An 18049-nucleotide genomic window follows, 5' to 3' on the forward strand; every position below is an offset into this window, starting at 1 on the left:
ATTTTAAAATCTCACATACATATTTGCATAATATGTGGTACCGTTTCCGTACCAATATTTATTACCAAAAACTGGCTGTTCTCTTTCTTTATCTGATAATAGGTTTCTGAAATTTGCATTTCTCGCCTGTTCAAATCCCCCGGTTTTATATACCTCATCAAGAACATTGTTAATGCTTATAAAGAATCCCAAATAGTAACCACCCTTCAGCAACCATGATTTACCACCAATGACGTTTACGAGCATATAATTATCAAATTGCTCTTGAACAAGTAGACTTTTTGCTCTTTCTTCATCATAATCAATAAGAGTAAAGCCATCAACATCTTTAGAAAAATTACTTGTTCTGTTTAAAGGGGCAATATCTGCATAGGCATTAGAAAAATAATTTACGGTAGTTCCAAACCACCAATAATTCGGATCGCGGTATTCAAAGCCAATTTGAGCTGCATTTTGTGGTCCACCGGCAATTCTATAATTCTTTAAATAAGATTGACCATAACTTACAGCAGATTCAAAATTGTTAGAGGTTAATACCAGCTCAGGATTATTGCTATAGGTAAACTGCCCTAGAGCCGCAGCACCCTTAATTTTTAAGGTAGTGGTGATCTGATATTCTGCTCCCAACTCTACTCCAAAATACTGTTTATCTATTCCCCTAAGAATTTCCTGAACAAAGGCAGTAGTTCCCGCTTGTCCTAAGCCAGAAAGTCCATCTGCGTAATAAAATGAAATTTCAGTGGCATCTTTTACTTCTGATGCATATCCGGTAATTCTGAATTTAAGATGTGGCGTTCTATAACGGTAGCTTAGATCTACTGTATTCAGTATTTCTGAAGTTAGGTCTTTAACCGTATTGTTATTTTCTCTAGGATTAGAAAAAGAATTCTTTAATGTTGGGGAATTAGTGAGGTAAGCTGTATTCAATTCAATTAAATGTTTGCCGGAAAGTTTGTAGGTACCGCCCCCTTTAATCCCAAAATCTGTGAAATTTAATTGATCACTCTTTCCTAACGAGTTATTAGGAAAATGACCATTTCTGAAGAGTCCATTTCTTAGATAGCTAGTTTGAGAGATTTCTAAAGCAGCGTAGAGATCCCATCTACTATACCTCCATTGCGCCTGAGCAAATGCTTTTAAAATATCTGCAGTAAAGTTGAAATTATATTTATACTTAGCATCTTCTCCAACCAACCTGTTTCTATTTTCCAGATCGCTTTGGGCAGTTACACCTTCAGTATCTTCTGCATTTGCTTCCGCAAAAAAATCAATGTCTAAATAAGCGTTTCTTCCTAAAAGGTCTCTTATGGAAGCAAAATTTTCACTTTGTAAGTGAGTATAATTCAAACGTGAATTAATAATAAGATGATCATTCAGTTTACTAAAGAGTATAGTATTTGCAGAGAATTGAGTGTCATCTGTTCTATCTTCAGAAATAACATAAATAGAATTTCCTCCATTTTCTGTAGCTATTCTATTCGCATTGTATAATTGGTTCCAATTTATTTGACCTTCATCTTTTAGATATTGTGCTGCTAAATATGCTGCTTCATAATTCTGATTATTCTCAAATCTTAAGAAATAGCTTGGAAGCTTCTGGTAATAAGAAGGATCTGGATTTGAACCACCACCTATATAACTTTCCTGTCCATTTTCACTAATAATCAATCTCGTTCCGCCATAATCTATTCTAGTATTGGCTGTTTTTCCAAATTGATATGCAAGATTAGTGTTGAGCTCTGTAGTTTCTGAAAGTTTCCAGAAATGGTTCAACATTAAAATGGGTTCTTTTATCTCCTTCAATCTTGAATTTCTTATCTCTCCATCTTGAACCCCCCAAAATGAGTTGTAAGTCCGCCCTTTAAGATCTATGACTTCCTGAGTATTGGCAGAAGATTTCCCTCTGGTTACAGGCGTATAAAATCCGGAGAAATTAAGACTGTGAGCAGCATTGATTTTCTTTTCTACAGAAATGAAGAATGAGTTGGAGTTATAAGGCGTACCCTCTATAAACCCTTCTTCCGCAAATCTTCTTGAAGCAGATATAGAGTAAAACCAGCCATTTATTAATTCTCCAGAATTATAGGTGGCCATAATTCTGCCTTTATAACTTCTATTTGCCAAGGCATAAGATAGCCTCGTACCTTTTTGGAATTGTGATGCTCTCATGGTAATATTAGTAGTTCCAGCCAAAGCTCCAAAACTAACTTCGCTTGCGGTGGTTCCCATTGAAAATTGCTGATTACGTTGTACGTCATTCAATCCACCCCAATTGCTCCACTGGGGCCTTCCATTAAAGATTTTGTTCATCTCAATCCCATTAATGAGTAATCTTCCATATTCACTATCCAGTCCTCGAGGTCTAAAAAACGTAGCGCTAAAATCAAAAGCAGCAGCATTTAAGAATACATCTTTTGTAGCTTGAAGTAATCCAGAAACACTTGCTATATTGGCATCTTCTTCATTTAATTCAGCATCAGACAGGCTTATAATACCAATTTGAATTTGCTCTTTAAGAAGATCTGCTCTAAGCGATATGAGATCTAGATCTTTGTGTTCTCCTTGGCTAATATTTAAGGGTAAGCGTAGGTTTAGATATCCATTTTTAACAAACAGAAGTACCAGGTTACCCTCCGGAATTTCTCCAGAAATTATAAACTCTCCGTTATTGTTGCTTGAGCCATTAAAACCAGTTCCCTCAATGCTAATAGCAACCTCTTCTATTTTATTGAAAGTGGCGGCATCAACTACAGTTCCAGTAAGGGTGGTTTGTGCAGAAATATGAATGAAGGTGAGCAGCCCTAGCACCAAAATGAAATTACACTTTTTCATTTTATAAGTTGCTCGTTTTCAGTAAGTAAGTTTAAACTTTTATTTTGTAATTACCAATAAATCAGTAAATTAATCTTTGCTATAAATTCATACTTATGAATCAGAAATGTAAATTATTCTCAAAAATGATCTCTAAGATCGTGATATTTCCATCCTTACTATTTCTTGTAGCCAATAGTGTTTATGCACAATCAAAAGATTCTTATAAGGTGCATACTGTTGCTTTTTATAACGTTGAAAATCTATTTGATATTGAAAATGATTCCTTAACCTTCGATGATGATAGAACCCCGCTAGGAAAAGATGTTTGGACCTTAGAAAAATATCAGGACAAGCTGAAGAATATATCTAAAGTCATTTCAGAAATAGGAACTGAAACCACTCAAAATTCTCCAGCGATCATTGGTCTTTGTGAGATCGAGAATTATATGGTGCTAGAAGACCTTATCAATCAACCTGCGTTAAAAGAAAAAAACTACGACATAGTTCATTATGATTCCCCAGACAGGCGTGGCGTAGATGTGGCCTTACTTTATCAAAAATCACTATTTACACCCACCAATTCCCAATCTCGAAGATTATTGATCTATGAACTGGAAGATCCTTTAAAAAGAGTATACACTCGAGATCAATTAGTAGTTACAGGAAATCTTGATGGAGAAGAAATAAATATAATCGTGAATCACTGGCCTTCCAGAAGTGGTGGAGAAGCCAGAAGCAGTTATAAAAGAGAACGTGCAGGGCAGTTAAATAAATTAATAATAGATTCCTTATATCAAATAGACCCTTATGCAAAGATCATAAGTATGGGCGATTTTAATGATGATCCAACTAATAAAAGCATCAAAAAAGTATTACATACAAAGGCCTCTAAAGAAGAGTTAGAAGTAAATGATCTTTATAATCCTATGGAGAACATGATGAAAAACGGGCGTGGAACTTTAGCATATAGAGACAGTTGGAATTTGTTCGATCAGATCCTACTTTCCGGAACTTTGGTAAATAGTAATTCAGAAGGCTATAAATTCTATAAGGCAGACATTTTTCAGAAAAATTATCTAATTACTATCAAAGGTCAATTTAAAGGGTATCCTTTTAGAAGCTACGATTATGGTGGTTACACCGGGGGTTATTCAGATCACTTTCCAGTGTACATATATCTAGTTAAAAAACTATAATCTTAAAATATTTAACATTTATAATTGTAATTGTTAAATTCTTAATAATATTACTATACCTTGCTTGTGAATTCCCATATAGGAATTCCAAATTAATATGACCAAAAGCACCGTTCTTGTAATTTTTTCAATTTTACTTATTTCATTTTCTAGCATTGCGCAGGAAACCACTTCCGGGATCGAAGGAATGCGTAAAAATGCCATTTCCTTCAATATTTTAGGAACTACCCCATTTGTTGGAATAACCTACGATCGGATTGTTTCAGAAAATTTAAGTGTAGAAATAGGTGTTGGTATTCCAAGTGTAGGAGCGGGTTTTAAATACTATCCTTCCGGGATAAAAGAGTCTAAAATGTTGTTTCATATTGGCCTTACCGGAACTATTATTTCTGCTAAAGCATTAGATATATGGGGTTCTAGTGAAGATGATGCAGGAATTTTTGTAGCTTATCTTCCTATAGGAGTAAGTTTCTTTGGTGAAAAGGGATTTAATTTGGGGGTAGACCTAGGGCCCGCAGTGGCAGAAAAATTTGCTCCTTGGGGAAATGTTAAGGTTGGATATAGATTTTAGAACTAAAATTTAAAATAAACTCATTTGACCCGATTTGTATTGTGCGTGAAGTTCACAATTCAATTCGGGTTTTATTCTGCCCGATAAATACTTTTTTCTGGCGATCTTAAACTGTTGAGACACTTGCTCTGCTATATTTCCGGAACCTATCATTCTTCTTCCGAAGTTGCTATCGTTCAAATTCCCACCATGACATTCAGCAATAAGATGTAAAACCTTATCTGCTCTATCTGGCATAGTTTTCTGAATCCAATCTGTAAAAATTCCTCCAATAGCACCATTCAATCTAACCATAGTATAACCAACTCCTAAAGCTCCACGTTCTGCTATTTCCTTAACTAGCGGTAGCACCTCATGGCTGTTAATACCGGGAATAATTGGAGCCATCATTACACTGGTGGGAATATTCTCCTTCGAAAGCAATTCTAAGGTTTCTAACCTTTTTTTAACCGAGGCTGTTCTTGGTTCTAGCAATCTTCTAACATTTTCATCTAAACTAGTAATGGAAAGATTTACATGAATGAGATTATCTTGAGCGAGCTCTTTTAGAATATCAATATCTCGTTGGATCAAAGCATTTTTTGTGATAATACCTACCGGATGTTTGTATTTTAGAAATGTTCGAAGCAGTTGTCTGGTGATCTCGAGTTTCTTCTCAATTGGCTGATAACAATCTGTATTTCCGGAAAGCACAATTGGAGCAGCTTCCCATCTTTTACTCTGCAATTTCTTTTCTAAAAGATCCACTGCGTTTCTTTTTACCAAGATCTTTTGTTCAAAATCTATCCCGGCGCTGTATCCCCAATATTCATGAGAATTTCTTGCATAACAATACACACAGCCATGTTCACAACCTTGATATGGATTCAAAGAAAATCCCATGCCTACATCTGGGCTGGTTACTTTATTCACCACTGTTTTTGGAAAGGTATCTATTAGGACTGTTTTGGAGTTAGAAGCTTCATCTCCCTCCAATGCACAATAATTTAAAAAGTCATCTCTAAATTCATGACTCTGAGCATCAAATCTATTATGCACATTCTTTTGAGCTCCTCGTCCTCTTATATAATCATTCTCTCCCGACATAAAACAAAAATATGGAATAATTCCTATTCATAGGATTTATTCCATATTTAATATTGATGTTTGAGAATATTATTCTCCAGGAAAATCTGCTTTTCTTTTATTTAGAAAGGCAGAAGTTCCTTCTTTAAAATCTTCTGTTCCGAAGCTTCTTCCAAACTCTTCGATCTCTATTTCAAAACCATTTACTCCATCTTCAAAATTAGCATTTACTGCCTTAATAGCTGCAGAGATGGCTACCAGTGAGTTTTTCATGATCTTATTCGCTAATTTTTCAGCGAAATCCAACAACTCGTCTTGAGGGCATACGTGATTCACCAAATTATATTGCAAAGCTTGCGTAGCATCTATCATTCCGGCAGTCATGATCATTTCCATGGCGCGACCTTTACCAACTAATTGAGGTAGCCTTTGCGTTCCTCCATATCCCGGGATTAATCCAAGAGAAACTTCCGGCAATCCCATTTTTGCATTATCGCTAGCAATTCTAAAATGTGCTGCCATTGCCAATTCTAATCCACCTCCAAGAGCAAAACCGTTCACTGCCGCAATTACTGGTTTTGGAAAATTCGCAACATAATCAAATAATTTTGCCTGTCCCTGTGCTGCAAGTTCTCCTCCTTCTTCCGTAGAAAAATCTGAAAATTCGCTAATGTCTGCTCCTGCAACAAAGGCTTTCTCTCCGCTACCGGTTAAAATGATAACCTTAACGTCGTTATCTTCTCTAGCATCTGCAAAAGCTTCATGAAGTTCGCTAATGGTCTCTTTATTAAGTGCGTTTAATTTTGAAGGTCTATTGATAGTTATCTGTAGAATTCCTTCGTGAAGTTCTGATAAAATGTTTTCAAATGTCATACTTACTTATTTTGGAAATCGGACTGTAAAGATAGTCCCTTTATTTTTGTTTGATTCAAAATTGATGCTTCCGCCATAGGTCTCTACAATATTCTTCACCATAGCAAGACCTAATCCCATACCACTAGATTTGGTGGTAAATTTAGGCTCGAACACCTTGTCTTTATTTTCTTCTGAAATACCTACACCATTGTCTAAGACAGAAACTTTTACAGAAGTTTCTTCTTCTTCAACCTCCACCAATATCTTCGGATCTTTTACATCTTGTAAAGCTTGAGTAGCATTTTTCACCAAATTGGTAATCACTCTAATAAGCTGAGTTCTATCAAATTTAACCAGAATTTCTTCTTTTTCTGAAGAGAATTGTATGTAATTTTCATTGAAGATGTCTAATGCTAATTTAACTGTTTTTGGAACATTTAGAATTTCATTTTGTTGCGCCGGCATTTTGGCAAAATTTGAAAAGGCCGAAGCAATAGCGCTCATGGTATCTATTTGATGAATTAAGGTTTCGCTATATTCATTCAATTTCATGATCACATTAGGGTCTTTAGGGTCAAAATTTCGTTGAAAACTTTGTACTGTGAGTCGCATTGGAGTTAATGGATTTTTGATCTCATGCGCTACTTGCTTAGCCATTTCTCGCCAAGCCTGTTCTCGCTCTCCGGTAGCCAGTTTTACAGCACTTTCTTCCAACTCGTCTATCATACTATTATAAGCAGATACCAGGGTATAGATCTCTTCAGAAACGTTCTCTATCTGTATCTTTTGATTTCGCTTATCCAGCCTGGTTTCTATGATCTTTTCTGAAACTATTTTCAAAGATTTTGTAATGTATTTGGAAAGGAAATAAGACATCAAAATAGCTGCCAACAACATAAATAGATAAACTTCGCCCAACTTCATTAAAAAGTCGTTTAGATCTTTTTGTAATACCTCATCATCTTGCAGATAAGGAAGGTATAAAATGGCTAAAGGTTTAAATTGATTGTCGTGGATATAGGTATAAGAAGATTGTGATTTTTGTCCGTTGATCTCAGATTTCTTCAAGAATCTCTTGGTAGGAGACGTTTCTAAATTTTGAATGATCTGCTTTGGGATCTGCACATTTGTAGTATCTCTAAAAAATGATTCGTTAGATTTTATAAGAAGTCTTCCTGTGAGATCATAAATATTAAGCTGCATTTCATGCACCTGAGACATCTCATAGATCTTATCGCGTTCCTTTAAGATCACCGGAATATTTTCTGTGCTTACCACATGGGTGGTTTTATCCAGAACAAATTTTATGTTCTCTCTAATAGCTTGTTCTTTACGCTCTAACCTTTCTTTATGATAGGCTTCAGATTCTTGTGTATATTGATAAACAGTAACGCCGGCAATAAGTATAGAAGCCCCTAACACCAACAAGATCATAGAAATGAAAATTCTGTTTCTTAAGGAGAGCTTAAATATCTTCATATATTATTTAGGTAGTTTTGCCATAAATATCAATTATCACACCAGATTAGGCATTCGGATTTTTAGAACGAATTCGCTTATACAATTTGATTCCGAGCATTAGCAGTACCCCTAATAATATTATTCCTATTACACCATAGATCCAGTTTACGGCATCTCTTACAATTACCAAAAAGATCACTGCAAATAAAATTATCGTAGTACCTTCATTCCAGATTCGCATTTGGTTCGAGGTCCATTTTACAACGTCATTTTGAAGCTCTTTATAGATAAGATGACATTTAAAATGATATATATAAAGCAACACTACAAAGCCAAGTTTTACATGCATCCAAGGTTGTTGCAGCCATCCAGGCATAAGATATAGCATCCAAAAAGCGAATAAACTCGCTAATACAGCGGAAGGCCAAGTTATGATGAACCATAATCTTTTAGTCATCAATTTCAACTGATCTACTAAAATAGTTCTTTTAGGTTCTGCTTCTTGAGCGGCTTCAATATGATAAACAAATAATCTTGGAATGTAGAATAATCCTGCAAACCAGGTTATAACAAAAATTAAATGCAAAGATTTAATGTAGTTGTAATATTCTATCACAGACTTAATTTTTCAAGGTTTATGGATCGTTCACTTGAGCGCTTAGCAAATATAACTAATTGTGAAGAGTGAAATAATTCAATTAATAACTTCTGCTGGTTTTAGTTTATTTCTAATCTCCTTATTTAAGAACAATCCAGTAACCACTGTAGATAGGAAATCTGCAATAGGAAATGAGATCCAAACACCAATCTCTCCAAAATAATTAGGGAGAATAAGTACCAACGGAATAAAGAAAAATCCTTGTCTGGATAGGGTTAATAATAAAGCCGGAATGGCTTTGCCTATAGCTTGAAAATACGCAGAACCAATTAATTGTAAAGCGATGATCGGCACTGCAGCAAATACCCATCTCATGGCTTGTGGTGTATCTGAAAGTACAGCTGGATTATCTGTAAATACGCTCACAATTTCTTCTGCAAACGTCATAATTCCCGCAAAAACTAAGATACCTAAAAGTGTAGCGTAAAGAATTGCTGTATTTATACTCTTTTTTACTCTGGCAAAATTCTCTGCCCCATAATTATATCCGGCAATTGGTAAAAAGCCTTGTGTTACTCCTAGTACCGGAAAAAGCGCAAACATTAGCATTCTCCCAATAATAGCATAAACCGTAACAGAATCTTCTCCCCCAATATCAAATAAAATATTGTTCATTAATAAATAAGTAATACTTACTACGGCTTGTCTAGCAAGAGTTACAAATCCCAAGGAGGCGGTTTCCTTTAAAATATTCCAATTAAAACCAAGATGACTTAATGAGATTTTTAATTCAGAATTATTAGACAAGAAAAACCAAACTACATACGCAAAACAACACATATAAGAAGCTGTGGTTGCCCATGCTGCACCCATCATTCCTAGATCCATTATATTAATCAATATATAATCTAGTACAAGATTTCCTACAGAAGGTATGATCATGGCCACCATGGCAAATTTCGGCTTCCCTTCAGCTCTAATTACATTATTACCCATCATACAGAGTGCGAGAAATGGCACGCCATATAAAACAATGGTATAATAGATCTTCGCAGGCTCAAAAATATCGCCTTTCCCACCAAAAGCAGGTATAATGGAGTCTCTGAAGAGGAGCCCCACAGCTACCATAACAATGGTTAAAATAAGAGTAAGACTAATTTGATTTCCAAAGGTCTTAAGAGCTTTTTTGTGATTATTCGCACCTAACGCTCTAGAAATAATAGAGGATCCACCAATCCCGATAGCCATCCCTAAAGCAGCGATGAAGAACGAAACTGGCAAGACCACATTAATAGCAGCAATTGCTATAGATCCTATCCAGTTACCAACAAAAATGGTATCTACTAGAATATTTAAAGACATAACCAGAATTCCAATAGATGCAGGTACTGCCTGCCTAATAAGTAATTTCCCTATTGGTTCATTACCCAAAGCTTTAGAATTCAGATTTGCCATTATGCTTCTACAGGTTTAGCATACGCCCATTCGTCTATCCATCTAGATAATACTTTTACCCAATCTTCTCTGTCATTTAGACAAGGAACCACGGTGAATTTTTCTCCACCAACTTCGTGAAAGATCTCTTCCCCTTCCATAGCGATCTCTTCCAAAGTTTCTAAACAGTCGCTAACAAAAGCGGGAGTTACAATGGCAAGATTTTTCATGCCTTGTTTTCCAAAACGTTCTATGGTTCTATCGGTGTAAGGTTGTAACCATGGGTCGAATCCTAATCTAGACTGAAAGGAAACGCTGTACGTATTCTCTTTTAATTCAAGATATTCTGCAACCAGCCTTGTAGTTTCATAACATTGGTGGCGATAGCAAAATTGATGTGCAGAAGAAGCGGTCTTGCAACAAGAACCATCTATCTGACAATGAGACTTCGTAATATCGCTTTTTCTGATATGCCTTTCCGGAACTCCGTGATAAGAAAATAGTAAATGTTCAAATTTTACATCTTTCAGTTTTTCCGAAATGCTTTCAGCTAAAACTCTAATATAATCTGGGTGATTATAAAATGCAGGAATAGAAGTGAATTTCATTTCAGGAAAGAATTCTCTTCTCAACTCTTCTGCCAATACCAAAATAGTTTCTGTAGTAGCCATTGCAAATTGAGGGTACAAAGGAAATATAAGCACCTCATCTACTCCTTGATCATGCAATTCTTGCAAACCAGATTTAATGTTTGGCGTACCATAACGCATGGCAAGCACAATTGGTAATGAGGTAAAATCGTCTATCTTATCTCTTAATCTTTCAGAAAGTACAATAAGAGGCGAACCTTCATCCCACCAGATTTTTTGATAAGCGGCTGCAGATTTTTTAGGTCGTGTGTTCAGAACAATTCCTTTAACCAAGAGCGTTCTTGCCCATAATGGAACATCGATCACTCGTTCATCCATTAAAAATTCACCTAAATATTTCTTTACGTCTTTCGGGTCGGTACTATCTGGAGAACCCAGATTAACCAAGAGTACACCTTTACTCATTCTTTATTCTTTTTCAGCAATTTTTCCTGACCTAAAATTACTACTATTATTGTTGATATAAATTCACTTATAGAAGTTTTGACCAATTACAGCATCACCAAAATCAATTCTTGATATTTGTGGGTAGCGATAAAGACATGATATACTTCTTTGGAGTGGTTCCAAATTTCTTTTTAAAGGCAGCGATAAAATGACTGGATGTGCTATAACCTACTTTTAACCCAACTTCATTCACATTAAAATCGCCAGAATCTAAAAGTTTACGCGCAAATTCCATTTTATAATCAAATAGAAAACTGTAGACAGAATCTCCATATATCTGCTTAAAACCTTCTTTCAGTTTTTTAAGACTCAAGCCAATTTCATCAGATAATTCCTGAAGTGTTGGCGGTTCTGCCATTCTAGCAATAATGATATCTTTCGCCTTTCTGATCTTCAGTACATTCACTTCATCCACCAGAAACGGGCACTGCTCTATGTTTGCATCTTCAGTTCTATTAAAATGAAGACTTAACAACTCATACGCTTTCGCCTTAAAATATAAAGATTTGATAGAGGACATTAAATTGAAATTCATCAACTGATTCAAAACAATTGCCATAGAAGGCGAAATATCGCCATCTTTATAATATTTCTTATCTCTGTTCTCACTGCTTAAAAACGGAATATATCCTGCTTCTTGAGAAAACAGCGAGTGGAATTTTTTAATGGAGATCACCAAAGAGATCAACCACGAATTTGGAAATAATTCTACATTTAAAGGAAGGTCTTGCTGCGGATTGTAAAGCAACAAAGAATTCTCTTCTCCCAGTGGTAATTGGTAGTTCCCTTTATTGAACAAAAACTTGCTTTGCCCTTTTACACAGAAGTGAAACTGAATAAAACTACTATCTATCTCACGAGTAAAATTTACAGAATCTGGAGTTTCGTTCTGAAACTTCAGAATGAAAAAACCCTCTTCAATTTTAGTCTCATCTACAAACCCTCCAGCGATATTTTTCTGTTCTGATGTCATCTTTCCAAAATTGTTTTTATTTAGAATCAGTCTAAACTAATGGTTCCAAAACGATTGATACTACTACAAAAATAGCCAAAATCCGGTCAAAATATGTCAAATAGGTGACAATTATCATCTATCGACACATTTAGTACCTACAGCGTTGTATTTTGATTTATGTATATGTTATTTTTGCTTCAGAATTCCCAAACAGTTTCATGGAGAACTATCATATTTCAAGAGGAAAACATTTTTACATCATAGGCTTAAGTTATAAAAAGGCTGATGCAGACATTCGAGGACACTTTAGTTTGTCTGAAGAAGGAAAGCAAAATTTACTTGAAGACGCAAAAGAAGAAGGTATTGATGGATTAATAGTAACCTCCACCTGCAATAGAACCGAACTTTACGGTTTTGCTCAACACCCTTATCAACTTATCAAGTTATTATGTGAACACACACATGGTACTGTAGAGGAGTTTGAGAAAGTTGCCTACGTTTATAAAAATAAAGATGCCATCTCACACATGTTTAATGTGGGAACAGGATTAGATAGCCAGATCTTAGGAGATTTTGAGATCATCAGTCAGTTAAGAAATGCATTTGTAAGCTCTAAGAAAGTTGGAGTTGCAAATCCATTTTTAGAAAGATTGATAAACGCGGTGATTCAGGCAAGCAAAAGAATTAAGAACGAAACCCGCATTTCTTCTGGAGCCACTTCAGTAAGTTTTGCTTCGGTACAATATATTTTAAAGGAAGTTGAAAATGTTTCTAATAAGAACATTTTGCTTTTTGGAACAGGGAAAATAGGTAGAAATACTTGTGAAAACCTTGTAAAACACACCAAGAACAACAATATTACCCTTATTAACAGAACTAAGGATAAGGCAGAGAGAATTGCCGGAAAGTTCAATTTAACGGTAAAAGATTATGCAGATCTTCAGTCTGAAATTAGACAGGCAGATATCTTGATTGTTGCTACAGGCGCTCAAAACGCTACTGTTTCTAAGGAATTGATCTATTCTAAAAAGGAATTATTGATCTTAGATCTTTCTATTCCGAAGAACGTTGCAGATGATGTGTTGGAACTTGAAAATGTAAAATTGATACATTTAGATCATCTTTCTCAAATGACAGATGAAACGCTGGAACGCAGAAAACAATTTATTCCGCAAGCCAGAGAAATTATAGCTGAAGTAGAAGGAGATTTTAATAAGTGGCTTGAAACCCGCAAATTTGCCCCAACTATTAAAGCCTTGAAGAAAAAGTTGAGAACCATGAAAGATGCTGAACTGGATTTTCAACGTAAAAAGATCACAGATTTCAATGATGAACAAGCTGAAATTGTGAGCAACCGCATCATTCAAAAAATAATGAATCATTTTGCCAATCACCTTAAAGATGATTCTAACACTACAGATGAAAGTTTAGAACTTATCCAAAAAATGTTTCACCTGGAAGAGGCCGCAAAATGAATAAAGTAATTAGAATTGGAACCAGAGATAGCGAACTAGCACTTTGGCAAGCTAAAACCGTTCAAGCTGCATTAGAACATTTTGGACATGAAACCGAGCTAGTCCCTGTAAAATCTACCGGAGATCTAAATTTAGATCAGCCGCTTTACGAAATGGGAATTACCGGAATCTTTACCAAAACATTGGATATCGCCATGTTAACCGATAAGATTGAAATTGCCGTTCACTCCATGAAAGATGTTCCTACCGCGCTACCAATAGGAATTGTAGAAGCCGCAGTTCTTAAAAGAGCTAATTCTAAAGATATTTTGCTTCATAAAGGAGTTGAATTTTTGGAAGGTGATGGAACCATTGCTACGGGAAGTTTAAGAAGAAAAGCCCAATGGTTAAATAAATACCCTACCCATAACGTGGTAGATCTTCGCGGGAACGTGAATACTAGAATGCAAAAATTGGAAGATAATGATTGGGACGGGGCAATTTTTGCTGCTGCCGGACTAGAGCGCATCAACCTCACTCCAAAAAATCATATAGATCTTAACTGGATGTTACCTGCTCCTGCTCAAGGTGCTATGTTAGTGGTAGCAAAAGAAGAAGATGATATTTGCCGAGAAGCTGTTTCTGCTCTAAACCATAGAGCATCGGAAATTTGCGTACATGTAGAAAGAGAATTCTTAAAAGAATTGGAAGGAGGATGTACCGCACCAATTGGAGCTTCGGCAGTAATTATAGACAATAATCTGCATTTTAAAGGGGCTTTATTCAGTTTAGATGGAAGTCAGAAAATTGAAGTTGAGAACAATATTGCGGTAACTAATTTGAAAGATTTTGGAAAACGTTGCGCTCAGGAAATTTTGAGCAATGGAGGAAGAGAGTTGATGAGCGAGATCAAGAAAGTGCTTAAATAGTAGTTGATGGTTAGCGTTCTATCTACCAAAAAATTAAGTTCTTCTCAAAAGAACTTATTATTGAATTCGGGTATTGGTTTGGTAGAATATGATGCGATAAAGATCGATTTTATCGATTTTGAAACAAAGATTAATTCAGAAGATAATCTCATCTTTACCAGTAAAAACGGAGTAAAAGCCTTTTTGGATAACTATAAATCAACCGTACTTCCTGAAAATCTCCATATTTTTTGTGTGGGGACAAAGACCAAAGAATACTTAGAAAGCCAGAAATGGGAAGTTCTTGAATTTGCTGATTATAGTAAAGATCTTTCTGAGATCATCGTGAGAAAATACGCCGACAGAAATTTCAAATTCTTTTGTGGAACTTCTAGAAGAGATGAACTTCCATCAGTTTTAAAGGAAAAAAATATTTCGCTAGAGGAAATTGAAGTGTATACCACAGGTTTAAATAAGAAAAATTTCGATCAGGATTTTGATGGCATTATGTTCTTTAGCCCAAGCGGCATAGAAAGTTATTTAAATTTGAATGAACTTAATGTTGAAACTTGCTTTTGTATAGGCAGAACAACCGCTTCAGCAATAAAAAATAAGAATATACCAATAGTACTTGCAACTACACCATCTATAGAAAATGTGATTGTTCAGGTGGTAAAACATTATAAATAAACGTCATTCTTTATAAGACCTCAGGGCGAAAGAATTAACGCAATTAAGATATGACACAGATTAAAAACGACTTATTTCTAAAAGCATTAAAAGGTGAAACCGTAGAAAGACCTCCGGTTTGGATGATGCGTCAGGCAGGTAGATATTTGCCAGATTTCATGAAATTGAAAGCGAAGTACGATTTCTTTACCAGATGCAGAACTCCAGAACTTGCAACAGAGATCACCGTAATGCCAATTCATCAAATAGGTACAGATGCCGCCATACTTTTTAGCGATATTTTGGTGGTACCGCAAGCAATGAATATTGAAGTGGAAATGAAACCGGGTGTAGGCCCTTGGTTACCAAATCCTGTAAGAACGAGTGCAGATGTAGAAAAAGTAATTGTGCCAGATGTACATGAAACTTTAGGATATGTGATGGATGCTATAAAAATGACCAAGCAAGCACTTAATGATGAAGTGCCGCTAATTGGTTTTGCCGGTTCTCCATGGACTATTTTATGTTACGCAGTACAAGGGCAAGGTTCTAAGAATTTTGACATAGCAAAAAAATTCTGTTTTTCTAATCCTGTTGCCGCTCATACATTACTTCAAAAAATAACAGATACTACTATTGCGTATTTAAAAGCTAAAGTTGAAGCTGGCGTAGATGCCGTACAGATCTTTGATTCTTGGGGAGGAATGCTTTCTCCAACAGATTATCAAGAATTTTCATGGAAATACATTCAGCAGATCATAGAAGCTTTAAAAGATATAACGCCTGTTATTGCATTTGGAAAAGGATGTTGGTTCGCATATAACGAAATGTCTAAATCTGGAGCTTCAGCTTTAGGTGTAGATTGGACCTGTTCTGCAAGAAATGCTCGTTATTTAACCGGTGGAAATATCACTTTACAAGGTAATTTTGATCCTTCAAGATTATATTCGCCACCAGCACAGATCAAGAAAATGGTGCACCAAATGATTGATGAATTTGGGAAAGACAGATACATCGTGAATCTTGGACACGGAATCTTACCAGATATTCCTGTAGAAAATGCGCGTGCTTTTGTTGATGCGGTAAAGGAGTATCCTTCAAAATAATTAAGCTACATGTTAAGCAAAGGACTTAGAGACGAAGAAAAAAAGAAGATAGATGATGCCTTTATTGCTTTGTTGGATATTGAGTTTGTGCCTAATCTTTGGGAAAATGAACAGCGAAATAAGTTGAATGAAAAACTTCAAGCCATGCTTAATATCACTTTAGACGCTATTGAAAACATGACTTCTGAAGCCTTATTAGAAAAATTAAAAGCAGCAGATTTTGAGTTTCAACATTACGAGCAATTTGGAGATCTTATGTTAAGAGCTATTCCTTTAGAACGTGAAGAAAAAGAATCTTTACTTGCTACTCACACTGCAGCAGTTTATGAAACCGCTCAAAAAGAAAGCAAAACTTTCTCATTTGGACTTATTCAAAAGATCAATAACGCCAAAGCATTAATATAATGAGCATTACAAGCTGGAAAATAGAAAAATTACATTCGGCAAGACCATCAGAATTTTTCCGGCTTATTCTTAAAAATAAAGAATATATACATCCCACCTTCCCCGTAACGGTTTCTTCTTGTGAAACATTATGGAAAACAAAAAGTTTTTTCTCTAATAGTAAAAAGCTTAAAAAACAGGGAAAAGGGGAATATTTTGTTTTAAAAGAAGAGAAAACAGAAACCTTAATTGGATACTTTCAGATTAAGAATATCTCTCAAAAAATTAGTAGATGTGAATTTGCTTATTTTGTAGATCAAGATTTTCAAGGTCAGGGAATCGTTTCAGAATTAGTTTCAAAAATGATCATTTTCGCTTTTAACGAAATGGAAATGGAGAAAGTAGTGATCTGTACTTCCAAAGAAAATCAGGGCAGCCAGCAAATTGCAATCAAAAATAATTTTCAGCAAGAAGGAGTCTTAAGAAATGAATTTAAGAATTATCTGGGGCAACTGGAAGATGTAGTCTACTTCGGACTTTTAAAATCTGATTATCAAAAGCATGAAAAATAAATTTTATCAATATATAGAAGGGCTTCAAGACAAGATTGTTGCCGGATTAGAACAAATTGATGGAGAAGCCACATTTCAGGAAGATCTTTGGGATCGCGAAGAAGGCGGTGGCGGAAGAACTCGAGTGATAGAAAACGGAGCCGTTTTTGAAAAAGGCGGAGTCAATATTTCTGCAGTTCATGGCCCTTTGGCTCCTGCAATGCAAAAATATTTCAACGTTGGAGAGGTAGATTTTTTTGCTTGTGGTTTAAGCTTAGTGATACATCCAAAAAACCCAATGGTGCCTACCGTGCATGCAAATTGGAGGTATTTTGAAATGTATGATAAACAAGGAAATGTGATAGATCAATGGTTTGGTGGCGGACAAGATCTTACGCCTTATTATTTATTTGAAGAAGACGCCAAACATTTTCATGAAGTTTGTAAACGTTCTTGCGATCATCACAATTCAACGTTTTACCCTGAATACAAACAGAAATGTGACGAATATTTCTGGAATTCGCATAGAGATGAAGCCAGAGGAATTGGAGGTTTATTCTTTGACTATTGCAAAGCTTCCGAAGAAATGAATATTGAAGATTGGTATAATTTTGTGACTGAAGTTGGCGACAGTTTCTTAGATGCTTACGCACCAATTGTCGAAAATAGAAAAGAGTTGCCTTATACCAAAGAGAATAAAGATTGGCAGGAAATTAGACGCGGGCGTTATGTGGAGTTCAATCTGGTGCATGATAAAGGCACTTTGTTCGGATTAAAGACCAACGGAAGAATTGAAAGTATTTTAATGAGTTTACCCCCACACGTGCAATGGGTTTACGATCATCATCCAGAACCGGGCAGTGATGAAGAGATCTTATTGAATGTACTGGAACATCCTAAAGACTGGATATAAGCCTGAACTTAATTTTAT

General features: G+C 35.5%; 17 protein-coding genes. 9 read left to right on the forward strand and 8 right to left on the reverse strand.

Going from position 1 to position 18049, the window contains the following annotated elements; translation table 11 throughout:
- Nucleotides 1–3 precede the first annotated feature (3 nt).
- Nucleotides 4–2832: a carboxypeptidase-like regulatory domain-containing protein gene (locus P163_RS01570; protein WP_034887017.1), complete on the reverse strand. Its 2829-nt coding sequence runs from the start codon at nt 2830–2832 to the stop codon at nt 4–6.
- 95 nt (nt 2833–2927) lie between these two features.
- Here P163_RS01570 and P163_RS01575 point away from each other — a divergent pair, with 95 nt between their 5' ends.
- Together P163_RS01575 and P163_RS01580 are read left to right on the forward strand one after the other, a co-directional pair.
- Entirely contained in the window at nt 2928–4010 is a 1083-nt protein-coding gene (locus tag P163_RS01575) for an endonuclease/exonuclease/phosphatase family protein (RefSeq protein WP_231556138.1), read from the forward strand.
- A 97-nt stretch (nt 4011–4107) separates the two neighbouring features.
- Nucleotides 4108–4581 carry a hypothetical protein gene (locus P163_RS01580; protein ID WP_034887018.1) on the forward strand — a complete coding sequence of 158 codons (474 nt, stop codon included), beginning with the start codon at nt 4108–4110 and terminating at the stop codon, nt 4579–4581.
- 9 nt (nt 4582–4590) lie between these two features.
- Here the strand turns inward: P163_RS01580 and P163_RS01585 are convergent, their stop codons facing one another.
- The 7 genes from P163_RS01585 to P163_RS01615 form a co-directional block, all read right to left on the reverse strand.
- Nucleotides 4591–5667 (reverse strand): PA0069 family radical SAM protein, encoded by a 1077-nt coding sequence (locus tag P163_RS01585; RefSeq protein WP_034887019.1) that lies wholly within the window; start codon nt 5665–5667, stop codon nt 4591–4593.
- Nucleotides 5668–5736: 69 nt separating this feature from the next.
- Nucleotides 5737–6519, reverse strand: coding sequence for an enoyl-CoA hydratase/isomerase family protein (locus tag P163_RS01590; protein WP_034887020.1), 783 nt, complete (start codon nt 6517–6519; stop codon nt 5737–5739).
- Between the two features lie 6 nt (nt 6520–6525).
- The gene (locus tag P163_RS01595; RefSeq protein ID WP_034887021.1) at nt 6526–7980 is read right to left on the reverse strand and encodes a sensor histidine kinase; all 1455 of its coding nucleotides are present in this window, start codon (nt 7978–7980) and stop codon (nt 6526–6528) included.
- 46 nt (nt 7981–8026) lie between these two features.
- A complete protein-coding gene (locus P163_RS01600) occupies nt 8027–8575 on the reverse strand; it encodes a CopD family protein (protein WP_034887718.1) in 549 nt (182 codons plus the stop codon).
- Between the two features lie 81 nt (nt 8576–8656).
- Complete coding sequence (locus P163_RS01605) at nt 8657–10015, reverse strand: MATE family efflux transporter (protein ID WP_034887022.1); 1359 nt, start codon at nt 10013–10015, stop codon at nt 8657–8659.
- Nucleotides 10015–11049, reverse strand: a complete 1035-nt coding sequence (gene hemH, locus P163_RS01610) for a ferrochelatase (protein ID WP_034887023.1) — start codon at nt 11047–11049, stop codon at nt 10015–10017. The genes P163_RS01605 and hemH overlap by 1 nt, the downstream gene beginning before the upstream one ends.
- A 103-nt stretch (nt 11050–11152) precedes the next feature.
- Nucleotides 11153–12064 (reverse strand): helix-turn-helix transcriptional regulator, encoded by a 912-nt coding sequence (locus tag P163_RS01615; RefSeq protein WP_034887024.1) that lies wholly within the window; start codon nt 12062–12064, stop codon nt 11153–11155.
- Between the two features lie 200 nt (nt 12065–12264).
- Here P163_RS01615 and hemA point away from each other — a divergent pair, with 200 nt between their 5' ends.
- The 7 genes from hemA to hemF are packed head-to-tail and all read left to right on the forward strand — an operon-like array spanning nt 12265 to nt 18031.
- Complete coding sequence (gene hemA / locus P163_RS01620) at nt 12265–13521, forward strand: glutamyl-tRNA reductase (RefSeq protein ID WP_034887025.1); 1257 nt, start codon at nt 12265–12267, stop codon at nt 13519–13521.
- Nucleotides 13518–14429, forward strand: coding sequence for a hydroxymethylbilane synthase (gene hemC, locus P163_RS01625; RefSeq protein ID WP_034887026.1), 912 nt, complete (start codon nt 13518–13520; stop codon nt 14427–14429). Before hemA ends, hemC begins: the two co-directional genes overlap by 4 nt.
- Before the next feature lie 6 nt (nt 14430–14435).
- Complete coding sequence (locus tag P163_RS01630; protein ID WP_034887027.1) at nt 14436–15098, forward strand: uroporphyrinogen-III synthase; 663 nt, start codon at nt 14436–14438, stop codon at nt 15096–15098.
- A 50-nt stretch (nt 15099–15148) separates the two neighbouring features.
- The gene (hemE, locus tag P163_RS01635) at nt 15149–16183 is read left to right on the forward strand and encodes a uroporphyrinogen decarboxylase (RefSeq protein ID WP_034887028.1); all 1035 of its coding nucleotides are present in this window, start codon (nt 15149–15151) and stop codon (nt 16181–16183) included.
- Between the two features lie 9 nt (nt 16184–16192).
- Entirely contained in the window at nt 16193–16588 is a 396-nt protein-coding gene (locus P163_RS01640; RefSeq protein WP_034887029.1) for a hypothetical protein, read from the forward strand.
- Nucleotides 16588–17139, forward strand: coding sequence for a GNAT family N-acetyltransferase (locus tag P163_RS01645; protein ID WP_034887030.1), 552 nt, complete (start codon nt 16588–16590; stop codon nt 17137–17139). Before P163_RS01640 ends, P163_RS01645 begins: the two co-directional genes overlap by 1 nt.
- Nucleotides 17129–18031: an oxygen-dependent coproporphyrinogen oxidase gene (gene hemF / locus P163_RS01650; protein WP_034887031.1), complete on the forward strand. Its 903-nt coding sequence runs from the start codon at nt 17129–17131 to the stop codon at nt 18029–18031. Before P163_RS01645 ends, hemF begins: the two co-directional genes overlap by 11 nt.
- Nucleotides 18032–18049 lie beyond the last annotated feature (18 nt).

The sequence above is a fragment of the Gillisia sp. Hel_I_29 genome (assembly GCF_000744275.1).
GTDB lineage: Bacteria > Bacteroidota > Bacteroidia > Flavobacteriales > Flavobacteriaceae > Gillisia.

Excerpts from the sequence above, each read along its gene's own strand:
- P163_RS01570 (WP_034887017.1), bottom strand. The coding sequence starts at position 2,832 with ATGAAAAAGTGTAATTTCATTTTGGTGCTAGGGCTGCTCACCTTCATT.
- P163_RS01575 (WP_231556138.1), top strand. The coding sequence starts at position 2,928 with ATGAATCAGAAATGTAAATTATTCTCAAAAATGATCTCTAAGATCGTG.
- P163_RS01580 (WP_034887018.1), top strand. The coding sequence starts at position 4,108 with ATGACCAAAAGCACCGTTCTTGTAATTTTTTCAATTTTACTTATTTCA.
- P163_RS01585 (WP_034887019.1), bottom strand. The coding sequence starts at position 5,667 with ATGTCGGGAGAGAATGATTATATAAGAGGACGAGGAGCTCAAAAGAAT.
- P163_RS01590 (WP_034887020.1), bottom strand. The coding sequence starts at position 6,519 with ATGACATTTGAAAACATTTTATCAGAACTTCACGAAGGAATTCTACAG.
- P163_RS01595 (WP_034887021.1), bottom strand. The coding sequence starts at position 7,980 with ATGAAGATATTTAAGCTCTCCTTAAGAAACAGAATTTTCATTTCTATG.
- P163_RS01605 (WP_034887022.1), bottom strand. The coding sequence starts at position 10,015 with ATGGCAAATCTGAATTCTAAAGCTTTGGGTAATGAACCAATAGGGAAA.
- hemH (WP_034887023.1), bottom strand. The coding sequence starts at position 11,049 with ATGAGTAAAGGTGTACTCTTGGTTAATCTGGGTTCTCCAGATAGTACC.
- P163_RS01615 (WP_034887024.1), bottom strand. The coding sequence starts at position 12,064 with ATGACATCAGAACAGAAAAATATCGCTGGAGGGTTTGTAGATGAGACT.
- hemA (WP_034887025.1), top strand. The coding sequence starts at position 12,265 with ATGGAGAACTATCATATTTCAAGAGGAAAACATTTTTACATCATAGGC.
- hemC (WP_034887026.1), top strand. The coding sequence starts at position 13,518 with ATGAATAAAGTAATTAGAATTGGAACCAGAGATAGCGAACTAGCACTT.
- P163_RS01630 (WP_034887027.1), top strand. The coding sequence starts at position 14,436 with ATGGTTAGCGTTCTATCTACCAAAAAATTAAGTTCTTCTCAAAAGAAC.
- hemE (WP_034887028.1), top strand. The coding sequence starts at position 15,149 with ATGACACAGATTAAAAACGACTTATTTCTAAAAGCATTAAAAGGTGAA.
- P163_RS01640 (WP_034887029.1), top strand. The coding sequence starts at position 16,193 with ATGTTAAGCAAAGGACTTAGAGACGAAGAAAAAAAGAAGATAGATGAT.
- P163_RS01645 (WP_034887030.1), top strand. The coding sequence starts at position 16,588 with ATGAGCATTACAAGCTGGAAAATAGAAAAATTACATTCGGCAAGACCA.
- hemF (WP_034887031.1), top strand. The coding sequence starts at position 17,129 with ATGAAAAATAAATTTTATCAATATATAGAAGGGCTTCAAGACAAGATT.